This is a genomic window from Phytobacter diazotrophicus, assembly GCF_052061655.1.
Classification (GTDB): Bacteria; Pseudomonadota; Gammaproteobacteria; order Enterobacterales; family Enterobacteriaceae; genus Phytobacter; species Phytobacter diazotrophicus.
Genome location: NZ_CM125428.1, coordinates 1,139,319 through 1,155,117 on the forward strand (window position 1 = coordinate 1,139,319; position 15,799 = coordinate 1,155,117).

The following is a 15,799-nucleotide window of genomic DNA, read 5'->3' on the forward strand; positions in this document are numbered from 1 at the left end:
CGATGACCCACAACGGCGTTTGTATTCGCGTCTATGGAAAAGTACAAGGGGTGGGCTTCCGCCCCTTTGTCTGGCAACTGGCGCAACAGCTCAATCTCACCGGTGATGTCTGTAATGACGCCCAGGGCGTCGAAGTACGCTTATGGGGCGATGAACGCCGTTTTCTCCCGTTGTTGTATCAGCAATGCCCGCCGCTGGCGCGCATTGACAATACGCAGGTTACGCCCTATCAGTGGCCACAAGCGCCGCTCAGTTTTACTATCCGCGAGAGCGCGGGCGGCACGATGAATACGCAAATTGTGCCCGATGCCGCCACCTGTCCTGCCTGTCTGGCGGAGATGAATGACCCGACAGAACGTCGCTATCGCTACCCATTTATCAACTGTACCCACTGCGGCCCGCGTTTCACCATTATTCACGCCATGCCTTATGACCGCCCCTACACCGTGATGGCGGCATTTCCCCTGTGCCCTGCCTGCGAGGCGGAGTATCGCCATCCGGCTGACCGCCGTTTTCATGCCCAGCCCGTTGCCTGCCCGGCGTGCGGCCCGCAGCTTGAGTGGCGCAGCGGAAAACAGCAGTTGACCGGCGAGGCGGCGCTACAGGCCGCCATTGCGCTGCTCAAATCCGGCGGTATCGTTGCGTTGAAAGGTATAGGCGGTTTTCATCTGGCATGTGACGCACAGCGACAGACAGTGGTGGAGCATCTGCGCGCCCGTAAGCATCGCCCGGCGAAACCGCTGGCGGTGATGCTCCCCTCAGCAAGCGGCCTGAGCGAGGCGGCCACCCGTTTGCTGACCACACCCGCGGCACCCATCGTGCTGGTGGCGAAAACGTTGCTGCCAGAACTGTGCCCGGCTATTGCTCCGGGGCTTGATGAGGTGGGGGTGATGCTGCCCGCCAATCCGTTACAACATCTGTTAGCCCAGGCGTTGCAGCGCCCGCTGGTGATGACGTCCGGCAACCTGAGCGGCAAGCCGCCTGCGCTGACAAATCGCCAGGCGCTTGACGACCTGGCAGAGATAGCGGACGGGTTTCTGCTGCACAACCGCGATATTGTGCAGCGTATGGACGATTCGGTGATACGCGAGAGCGGCGAAATGTTACGCCGCTCGCGTGGTTACGTGCCGGATGCCGTGCAACTGCCGCCCGGATTTCACCATATCCCGCCCATGTTGTGTCTGGGGGCGGATATGAAAAACACCTTCTGCCTGGTGCGGGATGACAGCGCCGTGTTAAGTCAGCATTTCGGTGATTTAACCGATGAAGGGGTAGAGACACAGTGGCGTAACGCCCTGCGTCTGATGCAGACGATTTATGACTTTACCCCACAGCAGGTGGTCGCCGACGCGCACACGGGCTATCGCGCCACCCACTGGGCACAGGAGACGGGGCTTTCGCAGCACACCGTGTTGCACCATCACGCACATATCGCGGCAACGCTTGCAGAGCATGGCTGGCCACGCGACGGGGGAGATGTGATTGCCCTGGCGCTGGACGGTATCGGCATGGGGGAGAACGGCGCGCTGTGGGGGGGCGAATGCCTGCGCGTGAATTATCGCGAGGTTGAGCATTTGGGTGGGTTGCCCGCCGTGGCGCTCCCCGGCGGCGATCTGGCGGCAACCCAGCCGTGGCGCAACCTGTTGGCACAGATGCTGGCGTTTGTCCCTGACTGGCAAAATTTCCCGGAAACCGCCGTGCTGCAACGGCAGAACTGGCCTGTGCTGGCGCGGGCCATCGCGCGCAATATCAACGCGCCGCTGGCGTCGTCGACCGGGCGACTGTTTGATGCCGTTGCCTGTGCGCTGGACTGCGCGCCGCTACATTTGAGCTATGAAGGGGAGGCGGCCTGCCGACTGGAAGCGCTGGCGATGCGCGGTGCGGATGTTACGCACCCGGTCACGCTGCCGCTTAAGGGCAATCAGCTTGATTTAGCCACCTTCTGGCAGCAATGGCTGGCGTGGCAGGCTCCGGCCGCACAACGCGCCTGGGCGTTTCACGACGCGCTGGCGTGCGGGCTGGCGCAGCTTGTGCGTAAGCAGGCGGATGCGCGGCAGATTACCACGCTCGCTTTTGGCGGTGGTGTGTTGCATAACCGTCTGCTGAAAGCCCGTTTATCGCATTATCTTGCGGATTATACGTTGCTCTTCCCGCAGCGTTTTCCTGCAGGCGATGGCGCAATCGCGTTGGGGCAGGGGGTTATCGCCGCCGCGCGGTGTCTGGCGCAGGGGTGAGGCATCGTCCCCGGTGGCGCTGCGCTAACCGGGGCTACGAGGGGTTTGCGGCGTATCCAACAACCCTCTCCCTCAAGGGAGAGGAGACCGATCGTGCTCGCATCGGGCACTGACTCCCGCTGGCGCTTCGGTACGACGCGCCGCATCCGGGAATGGTCACAGGTTTTATTACGGCTCTCAAACGGGCAGCGTTTTTAACAACGCGAACGCTTCCTTCATCCGATCTTCGCTCACCACAAAAGCGCACAACTGCCCTTCATCGTTCAGGCCGCGGGCGACCATACCCTGGGCTTCGGTGGTGATATGCCAGTTCAAATCGCGGCGTGCGGTCTCGCCTGCCAGATGCAACGGCATTTCAGGCGTTTTGACCTTCACCAGCATGGCAGGCAGCTTAAGCGGCACAGCCACGCCAGACAGATTTTTCGCCAGATACATGGCGCTAAGCTGAATCGGCTGCAGGAACGGCAGCAGCTTACCGTCAATCTCCGCACAGTCGCCGAGCGCATAAATATCCGGATTGCTGGTTTGCAGATAACTGTTCACACAAATCCCATGATTGACCGTCAGCCCGGCGCTCCGGGCCAGCCCGGTCTCTGCACGCAGGCCGGTCGCGGCAATCACCGCATCTACTTCTATATCGCGCTGCCTGTCCAGCGTGGCGCGGATGCCCGTTTCTGTTTTCTCAAGCGCCATAAGCTGTGATTTCAACAGAAGATGCACGCCCATCCCGGTCAGTCGGTGCTGCAGACGGCTACTCACTTCTGGCGGCATCAGCGAAGAGAGAATACTGGCTTCGCTATCCACCAGCGTCACTGCTTTCCCCGCGCGACAAAAATCCATTGCCAGTTCGCTGCCAATCAACCCGCCGCCGATAATCAGCACCCGCTGCGCGTCACGCAGTTGCGCTTCACAGACCTGGTACTCCTGCTGGCTGTTAAGGGTAAGCATCAGTTCGCTGCCTGCGACGGGCGGAACAAACGCACGGGCCCCGGTTGCCAGCACCAGCTTGTCGTATTGCCACTGTTGATCTGCACTTTTGATGGCTTTCGCCTCAGCATCCAGCGCCGTCATCCGCGTGTGGGGGAACAGGTGCAGGTTGAACTGCTCGGCGAAATCCCCCGCCGACTGGCGGGTGAGATCCCTGGCGCGCTGTCCAAGGCTGATGACATGGCTCAGATCCGGCTTGTTGTACTCATCCATACTGTCACTGGCAATCAGCGTCAGCGGCGTGGTGGTGTCGGTCTTGCGGATGTTTTTTACCAGTTGGCGGGCGGCAAAGCCCGACCCGATAATCACAATACCTGCGCTCATACTGCCTCCGTTGCCAGCACATCGAAGACCTCTTTGCCAAGCGAACATTCCGGGCAAAGAAAATTATCCGGCACATCACACCAGGCGGTTCCTGGCGCGACATCCTGCATGGGTTCGCCTTTTGCCGGATCGTAAACCCACTGGCAGACGCTGCACTGCATAGACGGGCCTGAATCAGCGGCGGCTTTCGCAGCACAGGCGCAGGCGGACTCCTCAACAGGTGTAGTGTTAAGCGGTGTTGGCAGCGGAGCGAGCGCCCACTGGCGGGCAATGTCCCGACCGTGCTGACGGCAGAGTTCCAGCGCATCGATATCCGGGCGCCATTTGGCTTTCAGGCTCAGCGACATCTCAAAGCCCGCATCCTGTAATCGGGTGGACAGACGATCCACCGCGCCGCCGCTCCAGCCGTGGGAGCCGAAAGCGCTGGCACGTTTGTTACGAAAACGCAGGCCGGTTATCTCTTCGACCAGGCCAGCGATTTTCGGCATCATCACGTTGTTCATGGTGGACGTGCCGACCAGCACACCTTTGGAGCGGAAGACGTTGGTCAGAATGTCGTTTTTGTCGCTGCGGGAGACGTTGAAAATTTTCACCGCCACGTTCGGGTCAACTTCATTGATGCCCTGCGCAATCGCGTCTGCCATCATGCGAGTGTTGTTCGACATGGTGTCGTAGAAAATGGTGATACGGTCTTCCTGATAATCCGCGGCCCATTTCAGGTACAGCTCAACGATCTGCGTCGGATTTTCGCGCCATACCACACCGTGGGAAGTGGCAATCATCTCCACCGGCAAGTTGAAGCCAAGGATCTCGGTGATTTTTGGCGTCACAAGGCGACTGAACGGTGTAAGGATGTTGGCGTAGTAACGCTGGCACTGCTCGAACAGTTCGGTCTGGTCCACTTCGTCGTTGAACAGGCGCTCATCACAGTAGTGCTGGCCGAAGGCGTCGTTACTGAACAGCACGGCATCGCCGGTCATATAGGTCATCATGCTATCCGGCCAGTGCAACATCGGCGTTTCGACGAAGATAAGCTGTTTGCCGTTGCCGATATCCAGTGCGTCGCCGGTTTTCACGGTGCGGAAATTCCACTCCGGGTGGTGGTGGTGACCGTTAATGGAGTCGATGGCGTTGGTGGTGCAATAAATCGGGGTATTCGGAATCCAGGACATCAGTTCGGTGAGTGCGCCCGCGTGGTCTTCTTCCGCGTGGTTGATAATGATGTAGTCAATGGCGTGGAGGTCGATCTCCGCGCGCAGGTTCTGCACAAACTCGCGACTGAATTTATGATCGACGGTATCAATCAGTACGTTTTTGCCTTCACGGATGAGATAGCTGTTGTAGCTGCTGCCGCGCAGTGTTTTGTATTCGGTACCGTGGAAATCACGAACTTCCCAGTCACGTTGCCCAACCCAATGAATGTTATTTTTTACGTGAATAGTCATTTTGCTTACCTGTTCTGTATTAAATAAGATGTCATAGCTATTTCAAGATGCGTGCCAGTTTTTATTTTATTGATTTATATAAATTTATTTTTATTTAACCCCTGATGGGTAGTCAAAAAGACTATGAAAAAGACGGTCATTATGACAACCTGCATTGTCAAAATGACTGCGAGGCGACGATGAGTTTTTCCGTGAACGTGCTGGCGGGTATCGCCATTGAATTACAGAGCGGCATAGGCCATGCCGACCGTTTTCAGCGCCTGATTACCACCCTGCGTCAGGTGCTGGAGTGTGACGCTTCAGCGCTGCTGCGCTATGAGGCACGGCAATTTATCCCACTGGCGATTGATGGCCTGGCCCAGGATGTGCTGGGGCGGCGCTTTACGCTGGAAGGGCACCCGCGGCTGGAGGCGATTGCCCGCGCCGGGGATGTGGTGCGCTTCCCTGCCGACAGCGCATTACCGGACCCCTATGACGGGCTGATCCCCGGCCAGGAGAGCCTGAAAGTCCACGCCTGTGTGGGCTTACCGCTGTTTGCCGGGCAGAGCCTGATTGGCGCGCTCACTCTGGATGGCATGGCGCCGGATCAGTTCGATAGCTTTAGCGATGAAGAACTGCGTCTGATTGCGGCGCTGGCGGCAGGGGCGCTCAACAATGCTTTGCTGATTGAAAAGCTCGAAAGCCAGAACATGGCGCCCGGCCTGCCGACAACCTTTGAACAGGTCGCGCACACCGAAATGATCGGTCTTTCGGAGGGCATGGCGCAGCTTAAAAAAGAGATAGAGATTGTCGCCGGATCCGATTTGAACGTGCTGATAAGCGGTGAAACCGGCACCGGTAAGGAGCTGGTGGCAAAAGCTATCCACGAAAACTCGCCCCGCGCGGCAGACGCCCTGGTCTATCTGAATTGCGCGGCACTGCCGGAAAGCGTGGCGGAAAGCGAACTGTTTGGCCATGTGAAAGGGGCGTTTACCGGGGCCATCAGCAACCGTAGCGGCAAGTTTGAAATGGCCGATAAAGGCACGCTGTTTTTGGATGAGATTGGCGAGCTGTCGCTGGCGCTGCAGGCCAAGCTGCTGCGAGTATTGCAATACGGCGATATTCAGCGTGTCGGGGATGATCGCAGCCTGCGGGTGGATGTACGCGTGCTGGCCGCCACCAACCGCGATCTGCGCGAAGAGGTACTGGCCGGGCGTTTTCGCGCTGACCTGTTTCACCGCCTGAGCGTCTTTCCGCTGGTTGTCCCGCCGCTGCGTGAACGCGGTGAGGATGTGGTGTTACTGGCGGGGTATTTTTGCGAGCAGTGCCGCCTGCGTCTTGGCCTTGGTCGTGTCGTGCTTAGCCCCGGTGCGCGGGCGCATCTGCTGGCGTACCGTTGGCCGGGAAATGTGCGTGAGCTGGAACATGCTATTCACCGTGCGATTGTGCTGGCGCGCGGTACGCGAAGCGGGGATGACATCGTACTGGAAACGCGCCATTTTGCGCTGAGCGATGAGCCGGAACAGAGTGGTGTCACCGCGCAGACATTGCCCGTGGAGAGACAAAATTTGCGGGAAGCGACCGATAATTTTCAGCGTACCGCCATTCGCCGGGCGCTGGAACAAAGCCAGTATAACTGGGCAGCCAGTGCGCGGCTGCTGGAGATGGACGTCGCCAACCTGCATCGGCTGGCGAAACGTCTGGGATTGAAGGATTAAATAATTCCGGCCTGATAAAAGGCCTGCAGGTTAATCGCGCCAACCAGTTTACCGCTGTCATCCACCACCGGAGCCGCGGAGATTTTGCGTTTCATCAGCACTTCTTTGGCATCGATAGCGCGGCTCCCGGCGTTAAGGGTGATGCCCCCTTTCGTCATCGCGTCACTGATGTTTGCATCCAGCGCACCGCCTGCAACCAGCCAGCGTCGCAGGTCGCCATCAGAGAAGATACCCAGAATCTCCTCCGCGTCACCGCAGACGGCCACCATCCCCATCCCCGTGTGGCTAAGTTCCAGCATCGCGTCCATTACCGTGGCGTCAATGCGTACATGGGGGATATCTTCTTTACGCATCAGGTGATGGACCTTGTTGAGCAGACGCGCACCCAGCGCCCCTGCCGGGTGTGAACGGGCAAAATCTTCCTCGTTAAAGCCGCGCGCCTGCATCACGGCCATGGCCAGCGCGTCACCGAGCATCAATGTATTGACGGTGCTGGAGGTAGGGGCCAGCAACATTGGGCAGGCTTCACGTTCAACGGAAATATCCAGCACTGCGTCTGCCGCCAGTGCCAGCGGCGACAAAGATTTGCCGGTCATGGCCAGCACGGTCACCGACCGTTCCTTTAACTGCGGCAGGATCAGATCCAGCTCTTTAGCCGATCCGGAATAGGAGATAAAGAGCAGCACATCGCGGCTTTCAATCATCCCTAAATCGCCGTGCAGGGCTTCTGCCGCATGGACAAAGAAGGCAGGGGTGCCAGTGCTGGCGAGGGTGGCGGCAATCTTTTTGCCAATATGTCCGGATTTACCAATGCCCGAGACAATCACTTTGCCCCGGCAATGAATAATGGCATCAGCGGCACGTAAAAACGCCTCGCCCAGACGCTCCGGCAGGCGGCTGGCTTCTTGCAACTCTAGCAGCAGCGTCTGACGTGCGGTGTTCAGTAAAAGCTCACTCATTTTTTTCTCCGGCTAAGATCACTTCAATCCCTTTCTCTTCCAGTGCGGCGCGAAAATCTGCCGGGATCCCGGCATCGGTGATTAATTTATCGACGCTTTCCAGGCTGCACACAATGTTCGGGCTTTTGCGGCCAAATTTGGACGAATCCGCCATCAGGATCACTTCCCGTGCCGCGTTGCACATGGCTTTACTGACGGTGAAAACTTCATTGAAGGTGGTGACCCCTGCATTCAAATCGATGCCGTCGGTACCCATAAACAGTTTGTCGAAGCTGAAATGCTCGAAGGCGTTTTCCGCCAGTTGCCCATGAAAGGAGGCGGATTTTTTACGAAAGGTTCCGCCCGGCATCAGGATGGTTTGCTCGTTATCGAGTTCGGATAGCGCATTGACGATATGCAGGCTGTTGGTCATCACGGTGATGTTATTGAAATGGCTCAGTAAAGGAACCATTTGCAGCACGGTGCTGCCCGCGTCGAGAATGATGGAATCGCCATCCTGAATAAAGCCCACGGCGGTTTCGGCAATCAGCCCTTTTTGCAGGGTGTTGATGAGAGTCTTATGGTCGATCGGGGGATCGGCTTCGTCTTTATTGAGCACGACACCGCCATAGGTGCGGATGACCGCGCCGGAGTGTTCCAGCACCACTAAATCTTTCCGTATGGTGGTGCCCGTGGTGTCGAAGTGTGCTGCCAGCTCTTCAACAGAACATTTTCCCTGCTTTTGCAGATGCTCAAGAATGGCTGCCTGCCGCTGACGTGGTTTCATGGGCGCTTTTATCCTGCGTTAAGTTGCAAAATGATAATTTCGCAAGCTCATTGCGTTCACAACGAAATTATCCATGTTTCAATTTAAGCGCCAATAATAGAGCATTCTGACAGCCCGGATCATGGGGAAAGATCACATCAGGCTCTAATTCCTCACGTTTCATGCCGAGCAGGGCGTCGATTTTTGCGGGTCTGGCGAAAACGGTGAGTCCGCGCATGAGCAACGTATCGGTGACGCGGTCTTGTTTATCGAAGGCAACCGCAAGGATAACGCGCGGTTTGAAACGTCCGCCAGAGCGCCCGACGCCAACGCGCCCTTGTTGGCAGAGAGCATCAAAGGCGCGGTTAAACTGGCGAATCTGCCAGCCGCCCAGTGCCAGTTGGCTGAGCCAGGCGATGACAGCTACGGTGATGAGTGCAGAAACCATCATGTCTCCTTTTCCCGGATGGCGGCGCGAGCGCTTTATCCGGGTTACGGTTTATGTGCCGGGTGGTGCCCGGTTTCCTCCCTCTCCCTGTGGGAGAGGCTACGGTTTGGTAGCCCCGGTAAGCGTAGCGCCACCGGGGGATGCCCTCAGGAACGGGCGGAAGGCATCAGGCCACCCGGTTCAGAACATCACCTGCCCGCCGGTAATATTGATTGATTGCCCGGTACAGTAAGAGGCCTTCGTGCTTGCGTAAAACAGCAGCACATCCAGCACATCCTGATAATCACAGCCACGTTTAAGCGGAACCTTATCAATGTAATGCTGCTCTACCTGATCGGCGGCAATCCCCAGTTTGCTGGCATATTGCGGGATCAGGGACTGGAACATCGGTGATTTCAGCAGGTTGCCCAGCATCAACGAATGAACCGTAATCCCATATTCCGCGAGATCCAGCGCCAGGGATTGTGTCAGGCCCACGCCGCCAAACTTCGCCGCGCTATAGCCCGAGTTGTGCTTACTGCCCACTTTTCCAGACTTCGAATTGATCTGAATAATGCGCCCCTTAATCCCGTCGCGAATCATCAGCCGGGAAAACTCACGGGCACACAGGAAATAGCCCACCAGATTGACCTGCAATGAGCGGTCAAAATCCCCGAGTTGCACATCGCTGATAAACGCCGCTTTGGCAATCCCCGCGCTATAGACCAGCAAATCCGTGCGGCCAAAAATCTCATCAACGCCACGGGCGAGCGCCAGTACGCTCTGCTCGCTGGTGGCATCCGCGCCAAAACCGTAGGCTACTCCTTCACCGAACTCCGCGTTAATTTCGTGTGCCACGGTTGCGGCCTTATCACTTTGAATATCCACTACCGCCACGCGATAGCCCTCTGCGGCCAGCCCACGGCTGAGGAACGCCCCGAGTGTTTGTCCCCCACCAATGACAACGGCAACCTGTTTCATACTTTTCTCCTTACGACTTAAGCGACAAATTTCAGTGTGCAACCAGGGTTAATGCTTTCCGGCACGTCACCTGCGACGTGCACCGTGCCGGGATATTCCGCCTGCGTCTGTCCATCGAAGCGCAGGGTAATATGGCCAAGCTCGCGCAGATTCAGCTCTGCCACCTCACCGACGGCGGTAACCGGATACTGCTTACCGCCCAACTCGAAGCGGGCGCCAGGCTTAAGCTGTCCGCAAAAGTCGCCATGACAGTGGATAAAACAAAACTCAGCCACATCGGCGGGCGCGCCTTCCCGGAAGGTAATCAGCATCCGGTCGCTAAGCGCGTCGCGTGCGCAGTCGCCAATCTGAGTAATGGTGGTTTGATAAATCACGCTCATGAGCAACCTCTTATTGATAAATAAAGCCCGAAACAAACCAGGCGATAAGCACCGTTGGCGCACCCGTTAAGAAGCGGCTAACCAGTACAGACGGCACGCCGACGCGAACGGTGTCCTGGCGTGCTTCTGCCAGGGAAAGCCCAACGGGGATAAAGTCACATGCGGCCTGGGCGTTAATGGCGAACAGGGCTGGCAGGGCAAGGTGCGGTGGGATATTTCCCTGACCGATTTGCACACCAATCAACACGCCAATAACCTGAGCAATGACCGCCCCTGGGCCGAGGAACGGTGACAGCAACGGGAAGGAACAAATCAGCGCCAGCGTCACCAGCCCTAACGGATGACTGGCAAGGGGGGCCAGGCCGTGGGCTATCCAGTCACCCAAACCGGAGGCCATAATGATCCCGATAAGTGCCGAGACGAATGCCATAAACGGCAGGATAGTTTTCAGCACCGTATCGATGGTGTCGCGCCCGGCCTGGAACAGTACAGCGACGGCTGAGCCCATACCCATGCCAACTTTGGCCAGCAGACCATCGCTCTGCTCGGTGATTTTTTTGCTGGTGTCATAATCACGGACAGTGGCTTCGCGTTGTGCCGGTGTACGGGGCAACTCGCCGTCCTGCCAGTAGATATTTTCTTCTCTTACGCCAGAGACATAGATATCTTCCAGGATGTACTGCGCCAGCGGGCCTGACTTGCCGGTGGCATGGATATTGATGGTGGGAATGCGTCGTTTCGGGTAAATGCCGCAGCGTAACGTACCGCCGCAGTCGATGACTGCAACGCCGATTTCCGCTTCTGCCGGTTCCCCCTCTTTAAAGCCATCCACCGCTTCCCAGCCGGTCATTTGTGCCAGCTTGTCGACGATCGCCGGGCGCGTTCCGGCCGTGATATAGACGATCTTCTTGTTCGCGGTGGGATCGAGTGCCAGTGGGCCGCCCCAGCCGCCGGTACCTTTTTCAATCACAATGCGGCTCATGATGTTGCTCCTGCCAGTTGTACTTTCTGCTCAAGCTGAATGCCCATTTTTTTCTCGAAAATCGCGGTCGTCAGATCGGTAATCCAGCCACGGAAGAAGTTAGTGACCAGACCAACCAGCAGGTAGCTCACGGCAAGCGGCCCCAGCGGCAAACCGAGGGTAGTCAGGCCGTTGGCGATGCCTAAATAGACGAACAATTCGCCGGGATTGATATGGGGGAACAAGCCATTCATTGAGTGGCAACTATAAGAGGCGGCGGCGTAATAACTGGGTTTGTAACGTTCCGGCATAAAGCGTCCGAGACTGAGCGTCATCGGGTTGCAGAAAACAAAGGTGCCCACGCACGGCAGCAGCAGATAGCGGGTCACCGGATTGCCAGCGCAGCGCTGCGCCAGCCGTTCAATACGGTGCTGACCAATGAAATTGATCAGTGCGTTCATGATAACCAGCAGACTTATCAGCAGCGGCAGAATACCGGTCACCATCCCGGTAAACACAACCCCGCCTTTCTGAAACAGCCCGATGAACCATTCGGCACCATGAGTAATGGTTTCGATCATTGTTCTCTCCTGTAGGGTTTTCTCGTTGTTGCAAAACTGGGTCTTATAATAATCATTATGAAAGGTTAAAAAGTGTTATTTAGATCTCAATATGAAAGATAAAATGATCATTGTGAAAGTTTTTGGTAAGTGGAAGGTGTGAAGTGAAGACAAACGCGGCATTTCAGATAAGAGGAGAGAGAAGAAACATGGAAGCCGCTTCCTTGTGGAAGCCCGCATGCTTTACCATAATTCCTCCTGGTTGAATGAATTGTTAAATGGATGTCCCATGTTTAAGCGTCGTTACGCAGCGCTCCTCCCTGCGCTCGTTTTACTTGCCGCCTGCAGCAGCAAACCTCATCAAACCGCAGCATCTACCGACGGTGTGATTACCGGTCAACCTGCGGAACCCTCTGGCGGTTTCCTGCTCAAGCCGCAGCATAATGTGATGGCAATGGGCGGCGACTTCGCCAATAACCCGGCGGCGGAGCAGTTCATCAATGAGATGGTGAGCAAACACGGCTTTGACCGTCAGCAGTTACACGAAATTCTCTCTCAAGCGAAGCGACTCGATTACGTGCTGCGCCTGATGGACCGCCAGGCACCTACCGGCCCGGCACCGGTTGGGCCGAATGGCGCATGGCTGCGCTATCGCAGCCAGTTCATCACTCCGGATAACGTGCAAAACGGCGTGGCGTTCTGGAATCAATATGAAGACGCGCTGAATCGCGCATGGATGGTCTACGGCGTACCGCCGGAAATTATCGTTGGCATTATCGGCGTGGAAACCCGCTGGGGCCGCGTGATGGGCAAAACGCGTATCCTTGATGCGCTGGCGACGCTCTCCTTCGACTATCCACGCCGCGCCGCGTATTTCTCCAGCGAACTGGAAACGTTCCTGCTAATGGCGCGAGATGAAAGTGATGATCCGCTCGATTTGAAAGGTTCGTTCGCCGGTGCGATGGGCTACGGTCAGTTTATGCCGTCGTCTTACAAACAATATGCCGTTGATTTTAATGGCGACGGGCATATCAATCTGTGGGATCCTGTCGATGCCATCGGCAGCGTGGCAAACTACTTTAAAGAACATGGTTGGGTGAAAGGCGATCTGGTGGCGGTGCCTGCTAATGGCCAGGCTCCGGGGCTGGCGAATGGCTTTAAAACCAACTACAGCGTGGCACAACTGGCGTCAGCGGGTTTAACGCCGCAGCAACCGTTGGGGAACCACCAACAGGCCAGCCTGTTGCGCCTGGATGTTGGCACCAATTATGAGTACTGGTACGGCTTACCCAACTTCTACACCATCACCCGTTACAACAGCAGCACGCACTACGCGATGGCCGTCTGGCAGCTTGGTCAGGCGGTTGCGCTGGCGCGCGTTCGCTAATTGTCAGCCCCTCCTGCGGGAGGGGTTGAAACATTTCGACGCATTCACCCGATAAATTCCCGTTTACTTCATCACCGCTTCTGATTATTGTTATGTTATAACATTATGAAGGTTCGGTGATGATGGATGTAACCCTTTTCTCCTGCGCCAGCGCGGTCCGGCTTGGACTGGCTGCGGCGTTGTTAGTTGCGCTGTGGCTGCTTACGGCATGGTCGGTGGCGCTGGCATGATTGAGCTTGATCATCTGGTAGCGGGCTACGGCTCGCGCGCCATTACCCCCTCTCTGTGCGGTGTCATTGAAGCCGGCAGCATGACCGCGATTGTCGGGGCCAATGGCTGCGGCAAATCGACGTTACTCAAAACGCTGGCAGGCATACTGCCGCCGGTCAGTGGCACGCTGCGCTGGATGCCTTCACGCCCGGTTATCGGCTGGCTGGCACAGCGGCAGACGCTGGACCCGCATTTTCCCATAACGGTGCAGGATGTGGTCAGCATGGGTGCCTGGCCGCGTATCTCGCTGTTTCGCGGTCTCAATCGCCAGGCCCGAGCGCATGTTGCTGAAGCGCTGGAGCGGGTGGGGCTGCTGATGATGGCGCGAACCACCATTGAAGCCCTCTCCGGTGGTCAGTTTCAGCGCATGCTTTTTGCCCGCATGTGGTTACAGCATGCGCCGCTCGTCATGCTCGATGAACCCTTTACCGGCATTGATGAGGCCACAAGCCAGGTGCTGATGGAGCAGATTGTCGATATGCATCAGCAGGGGCAAACCATCCTCGCCGTGTTGCACGATAGCGAACGTGTCAAACGCTACTTCCCCCAGACGCTGCGTCTGGATACAGAAAGCGCTCATTGGGGGGCGACTGACGTGACCCTGACGCAGAACAGCGGAGCGTGCCTGGCATGATATGGCATCTCTTTTTCCAGCCGTTTATTGAGTTCGGCTTTATGCGCCGCGCGCTGGTGGTGTGTCTGGCTTTATCCGTTAGCACCACGGCGCTGGGTGTCTTTTTACAACTGCGGCGTATGAGCCTGATGGGTGATGCGCTCTCGCACGCGATTTTACCGGGCGTGGCGGCAGGCTACTTACTTAACGGCATGTCTTTACTGGCGATGAGTCTGGGCGGTTTTTTTGCCGGAATTATCGTGGCGCTGGTGGCCGGGATCATCAGCCGACGTACGCCGCTCAAAGAGGACGCCAGCTTTGCCGGTTTGTATCTCGCGTCACTGGCGCTGGGGGTGACGCTGGTCTCGCTGCGTGGTTCAAACGTTGACCTGCTGCATTTACTGTTTGGCTCGGTCCTGGCGGTCGATCAGGACGCGGCGTTGTTTGTCGCGGGCGTCGCCAGCCTGACGCTGCTGTGCCTGGCGCTGTTTTATCGCGGACTGGTGAGTGAAGCCTTTGACAGCAGTTTTTTGCAGATTAACGCGCCACGACTTCCCGCGCTGCTCCACAGCCTGTTTCTGGCACTGTTGGTGTTAAACCTCGTGGCCGGGTTTCAGGTGCTGGGCACATTAATGGCGGTGGGGGTAATGATTTTACCGGCGGTAGCGGCACGATGCTGGGCGCGGACACTCCCTGGACTGCTTTTATTTGCAGGCGTTAGCGGCGCGCTGTGCGCATGGTTTGGTCTGAGTCTTTCGTGGATGGCTGGGCTACCGGCAGGGCCATCTATCGTCCTGAGCGCGAGCGTCGTGTTTATTTTTTCCATCTTATTCGGCGTGCGCAGCACCTTACGCGCACAAAAAACAGGCAAGGAGACATGATGAAAAAGGCAGGTGTGGTTCTGGCATTAGCGCTTGGGCTGATGACGCAAAGTGTCATGGCGAAAACATTAAACGTGGTCGCCAGTTTCTCGATACTGGGGGATATCGCCGCCAAAACCGGTGGCGATCATGTGAAAGTCACTACGCTGGTCGGGCCGGATGGCGACCCGCATACCTTCGAGCCGAGCGCCAAAGATAGCGCGTTGCTCAATAAGGCCGATGTGGTGGTGGTTAACGGTCTGGGTTTGGAAGGCTGGCTGGACCGGCTGGTCAAAGCGTCTGGCTTTAAAGGGGTTGTGGTTGTCGCTTCTGAGGGCGTTTCGACTCATACGCTGGAAGAAGACGGCAAAACTGTGACTGACCCGCATGCCTGGAACAGTGCGGCTAACGGCGCGCTCTATGCGAAGAATATTCTTGCGGCGTACATCAAAGCCGATCCTCAGGATGAAGCGGCGCTGAAGGCGACCGGCCAGCGTTATATTGAGCAGGTTCAGCAGCTCGATAGCTGGGCGAAAAACCAGTTTGACGCGGTACCGCAAGAGAAACGCAAAGTGCTGACCAGCCATGACGCGTTTGGTTACTTTGGCCGGGCGTACGGCGTAACGTTCCTGGCCCCGCAGGGTATCTCTTCGGAAAGTGAAGCCAGCGCGCAGCAGGTGGCTGAGCTGATTAAGCAGATTAAAGCCGACGGCGTGCATACCTGGTTTATGGAAAACCAGCTTGATCCGCGCCTGGTCAAACAGATTGCCAGCGCGACCGGCGCACAGCCTGGCGGAGAGCTCTATCCTGAGGCGCTGAGCAAAAAAGGGGGCGTGGCGGACTCATACGTCAAAGCGTTTCGCCACAATGTTGAAACCATCGCTAACAGCATGAAATAACCTCTCTAAGCCAGCGAAAGCTGGCTTTTTTCTGAAGCCTCCTCGTAAATTCGTCACCGCATCCCCACCT

At 57.0% G+C, this 15,799-nt stretch carries 15 protein-coding genes; 6 read left to right on the top strand and 9 right to left on the bottom strand.

All coding sequences use genetic code 11. The features are described from left to right. Positions 1 to 2 precede the first annotated feature (2 nt). Entirely contained in the window at positions 3 to 2,234 is a 2,232-nt protein-coding gene (gene hypF / locus ACS0RQ_RS05485) for a carbamoyltransferase HypF (RefSeq protein ID WP_271850019.1), read from the top strand. 177 nt (positions 2,235 to 2,411) lie between these two features. On the opposite strand, the gene norW is transcribed toward hypF, so the two are convergent. Together norW and norV are read right to left on the bottom strand one after the other, a co-directional pair. Further along, a complete protein-coding gene (gene norW / locus ACS0RQ_RS05490; RefSeq protein ID WP_271850018.1) occupies positions 2,412 to 3,545 on the bottom strand; it encodes an NADH:flavorubredoxin reductase NorW in 1,134 nt (377 codons plus the stop codon). After that, positions 3,542 to 4,990 (bottom strand): anaerobic nitric oxide reductase flavorubredoxin, encoded by a 1,449-nt coding sequence (gene norV / locus ACS0RQ_RS05495; RefSeq protein ID WP_271850017.1) that lies wholly within the window; start codon positions 4,988 to 4,990, stop codon positions 3,542 to 3,544. The genes norW and norV overlap by 4 nt, the downstream gene beginning before the upstream one ends. Positions 4,991 to 5,169: 179 nt before the next feature. Between norV and norR the strand changes: the two genes are divergently transcribed. Next, a complete protein-coding gene (gene norR / locus ACS0RQ_RS05500) occupies positions 5,170 to 6,687 on the top strand; it encodes a nitric oxide reductase transcriptional regulator NorR (RefSeq protein WP_271850016.1) in 1,518 nt (505 codons plus the stop codon). Here the strand turns inward: norR and gutQ are convergent. From gutQ to srlA, 7 genes are all read right to left on the bottom strand, one after another. Further along, entirely contained in the window at positions 6,684 to 7,646 is a 963-nt protein-coding gene (gene gutQ, locus ACS0RQ_RS05505) for an arabinose-5-phosphate isomerase GutQ (RefSeq protein WP_271850015.1), read from the bottom strand. The genes norR and gutQ overlap by 4 nt on opposite strands. After that, the gene (gene srlR / locus ACS0RQ_RS05510) at positions 7,639 to 8,412 is read right to left on the bottom strand and encodes a glucitol operon DNA-binding transcriptional repressor SrlR (RefSeq protein ID WP_271850014.1); all 774 of its coding nucleotides are present in this window, start codon (positions 8,410 to 8,412) and stop codon (positions 7,639 to 7,641) included. The genes gutQ and srlR overlap by 8 nt, the downstream gene beginning before the upstream one ends. Positions 8,413 to 8,479: 67 nt before the next feature. Further along, complete coding sequence (gutM, locus tag ACS0RQ_RS05515) at positions 8,480 to 8,839, bottom strand: transcriptional regulator GutM (RefSeq protein WP_039077632.1); 360 nt, start codon at positions 8,837 to 8,839, stop codon at positions 8,480 to 8,482. A gap of 180 nt (positions 8,840 to 9,019) precedes the next feature. Continuing rightward, on the bottom strand, positions 9,020 to 9,799 hold the full coding sequence (gene srlD / locus ACS0RQ_RS05520) for a sorbitol-6-phosphate dehydrogenase (protein ID WP_271850013.1): 780 nt from the start codon (positions 9,797 to 9,799) through the stop codon (positions 9,020 to 9,022). A 17-nt stretch (positions 9,800 to 9,816) separates the two neighbouring features. Next, on the bottom strand, positions 9,817 to 10,179 hold the full coding sequence (gene srlB, locus ACS0RQ_RS05525; RefSeq protein ID WP_271850012.1) for a PTS glucitol/sorbitol transporter subunit IIA: 363 nt from the start codon (positions 10,177 to 10,179) through the stop codon (positions 9,817 to 9,819). A gap of 10 nt (positions 10,180 to 10,189) precedes the next feature. Next, positions 10,190 to 11,161: a PTS glucitol/sorbitol transporter subunit IIB gene (srlE, locus tag ACS0RQ_RS05530; RefSeq protein ID WP_271850011.1), complete on the bottom strand. Its 972-nt coding sequence runs from the start codon at positions 11,159 to 11,161 to the stop codon at positions 10,190 to 10,192. Further along, positions 11,158 to 11,721, bottom strand: a complete 564-nt coding sequence (gene srlA / locus ACS0RQ_RS05535; protein WP_039077628.1) for a PTS glucitol/sorbitol transporter subunit IIC — start codon at positions 11,719 to 11,721, stop codon at positions 11,158 to 11,160. Before srlA ends, srlE begins: the two co-directional genes overlap by 4 nt. 268 nt (positions 11,722 to 11,989) lie before the next feature. On the opposite strand from srlA, the gene mltB reads away from it, so the two are divergent. The 4 genes from mltB to ACS0RQ_RS05555 all read left to right on the top strand — a co-directional run bounded on the left by mltB (position 11,990) and on the right by ACS0RQ_RS05555 (position 15,729). Next, positions 11,990 to 13,087, top strand: coding sequence for a lytic murein transglycosylase B (gene mltB, locus ACS0RQ_RS05540; RefSeq protein ID WP_172600622.1), 1,098 nt, complete (start codon positions 11,990 to 11,992; stop codon positions 13,085 to 13,087). 226 nt (positions 13,088 to 13,313) lie between these two features. Beyond that, complete coding sequence (locus ACS0RQ_RS05545) at positions 13,314 to 13,991, top strand: metal ABC transporter ATP-binding protein (RefSeq protein WP_271850010.1); 678 nt, start codon at positions 13,314 to 13,316, stop codon at positions 13,989 to 13,991. Continuing rightward, positions 13,988 to 14,851: a metal ABC transporter permease gene (locus ACS0RQ_RS05550; RefSeq protein WP_271850009.1), complete on the top strand. Its 864-nt coding sequence runs from the start codon at positions 13,988 to 13,990 to the stop codon at positions 14,849 to 14,851. The genes ACS0RQ_RS05545 and ACS0RQ_RS05550 overlap by 4 nt, the downstream gene beginning before the upstream one ends. Next, a complete protein-coding gene (locus ACS0RQ_RS05555; RefSeq protein WP_271850073.1) occupies positions 14,851 to 15,729 on the top strand; it encodes a metal ABC transporter substrate-binding protein in 879 nt (292 codons plus the stop codon). The genes ACS0RQ_RS05550 and ACS0RQ_RS05555 overlap by 1 nt, the downstream gene beginning before the upstream one ends. Positions 15,730 to 15,799 lie beyond the last annotated feature (70 nt).

What these genes read in the sequence shown, in the direction of transcription:
- hypF (WP_271850019.1), top strand. Translation starts at nt 3, where the DNA reads ATGACCCACAACGGCGTTTGTATTCGCGTCTATGGAAAAGTACAAGGG.
- srlD (WP_271850013.1), bottom strand. Translation starts at nt 9,799, where the DNA reads ATGAAACAGGTTGCCGTTGTCATTGGTGGGGGACAAACACTCGGGGCG.
- srlR (WP_271850014.1), bottom strand. Translation starts at nt 8,412, where the DNA reads ATGAAACCACGTCAGCGGCAGGCAGCCATTCTTGAGCATCTGCAAAAG.
- srlB (WP_271850012.1), bottom strand. Translation starts at nt 10,179, where the DNA reads ATGAGCGTGATTTATCAAACCACCATTACTCAGATTGGCGACTGCGCA.
- srlE (WP_271850011.1), bottom strand. Translation starts at nt 11,161, where the DNA reads ATGAGCCGCATTGTGATTGAAAAAGGTACCGGCGGCTGGGGCGGCCCA.
- mltB (WP_172600622.1), top strand. Translation starts at nt 11,990, where the DNA reads ATGTTTAAGCGTCGTTACGCAGCGCTCCTCCCTGCGCTCGTTTTACTT.
- norV (WP_271850017.1), bottom strand. Translation starts at nt 4,990, where the DNA reads ATGACTATTCACGTAAAAAATAACATTCATTGGGTTGGGCAACGTGAC.
- ACS0RQ_RS05555 (WP_271850073.1), top strand. Translation starts at nt 14,851, where the DNA reads ATGAAAAAGGCAGGTGTGGTTCTGGCATTAGCGCTTGGGCTGATGACG.
- norW (WP_271850018.1), bottom strand. Translation starts at nt 3,545, where the DNA reads ATGAGCGCAGGTATTGTGATTATCGGGTCGGGCTTTGCCGCCCGCCAA.
- norR (WP_271850016.1), top strand. Translation starts at nt 5,170, where the DNA reads ATGAGTTTTTCCGTGAACGTGCTGGCGGGTATCGCCATTGAATTACAG.
- srlA (WP_039077628.1), bottom strand. Translation starts at nt 11,721, where the DNA reads ATGATCGAAACCATTACTCATGGTGCCGAATGGTTCATCGGGCTGTTT.
- gutM (WP_039077632.1), bottom strand. Translation starts at nt 8,839, where the DNA reads ATGGTTTCTGCACTCATCACCGTAGCTGTCATCGCCTGGCTCAGCCAA.
- ACS0RQ_RS05545 (WP_271850010.1), top strand. Translation starts at nt 13,314, where the DNA reads ATGATTGAGCTTGATCATCTGGTAGCGGGCTACGGCTCGCGCGCCATT.
- ACS0RQ_RS05550 (WP_271850009.1), top strand. Translation starts at nt 13,988, where the DNA reads ATGATATGGCATCTCTTTTTCCAGCCGTTTATTGAGTTCGGCTTTATG.
- gutQ (WP_271850015.1), bottom strand. Translation starts at nt 7,646, where the DNA reads ATGAGTGAGCTTTTACTGAACACCGCACGTCAGACGCTGCTGCTAGAG.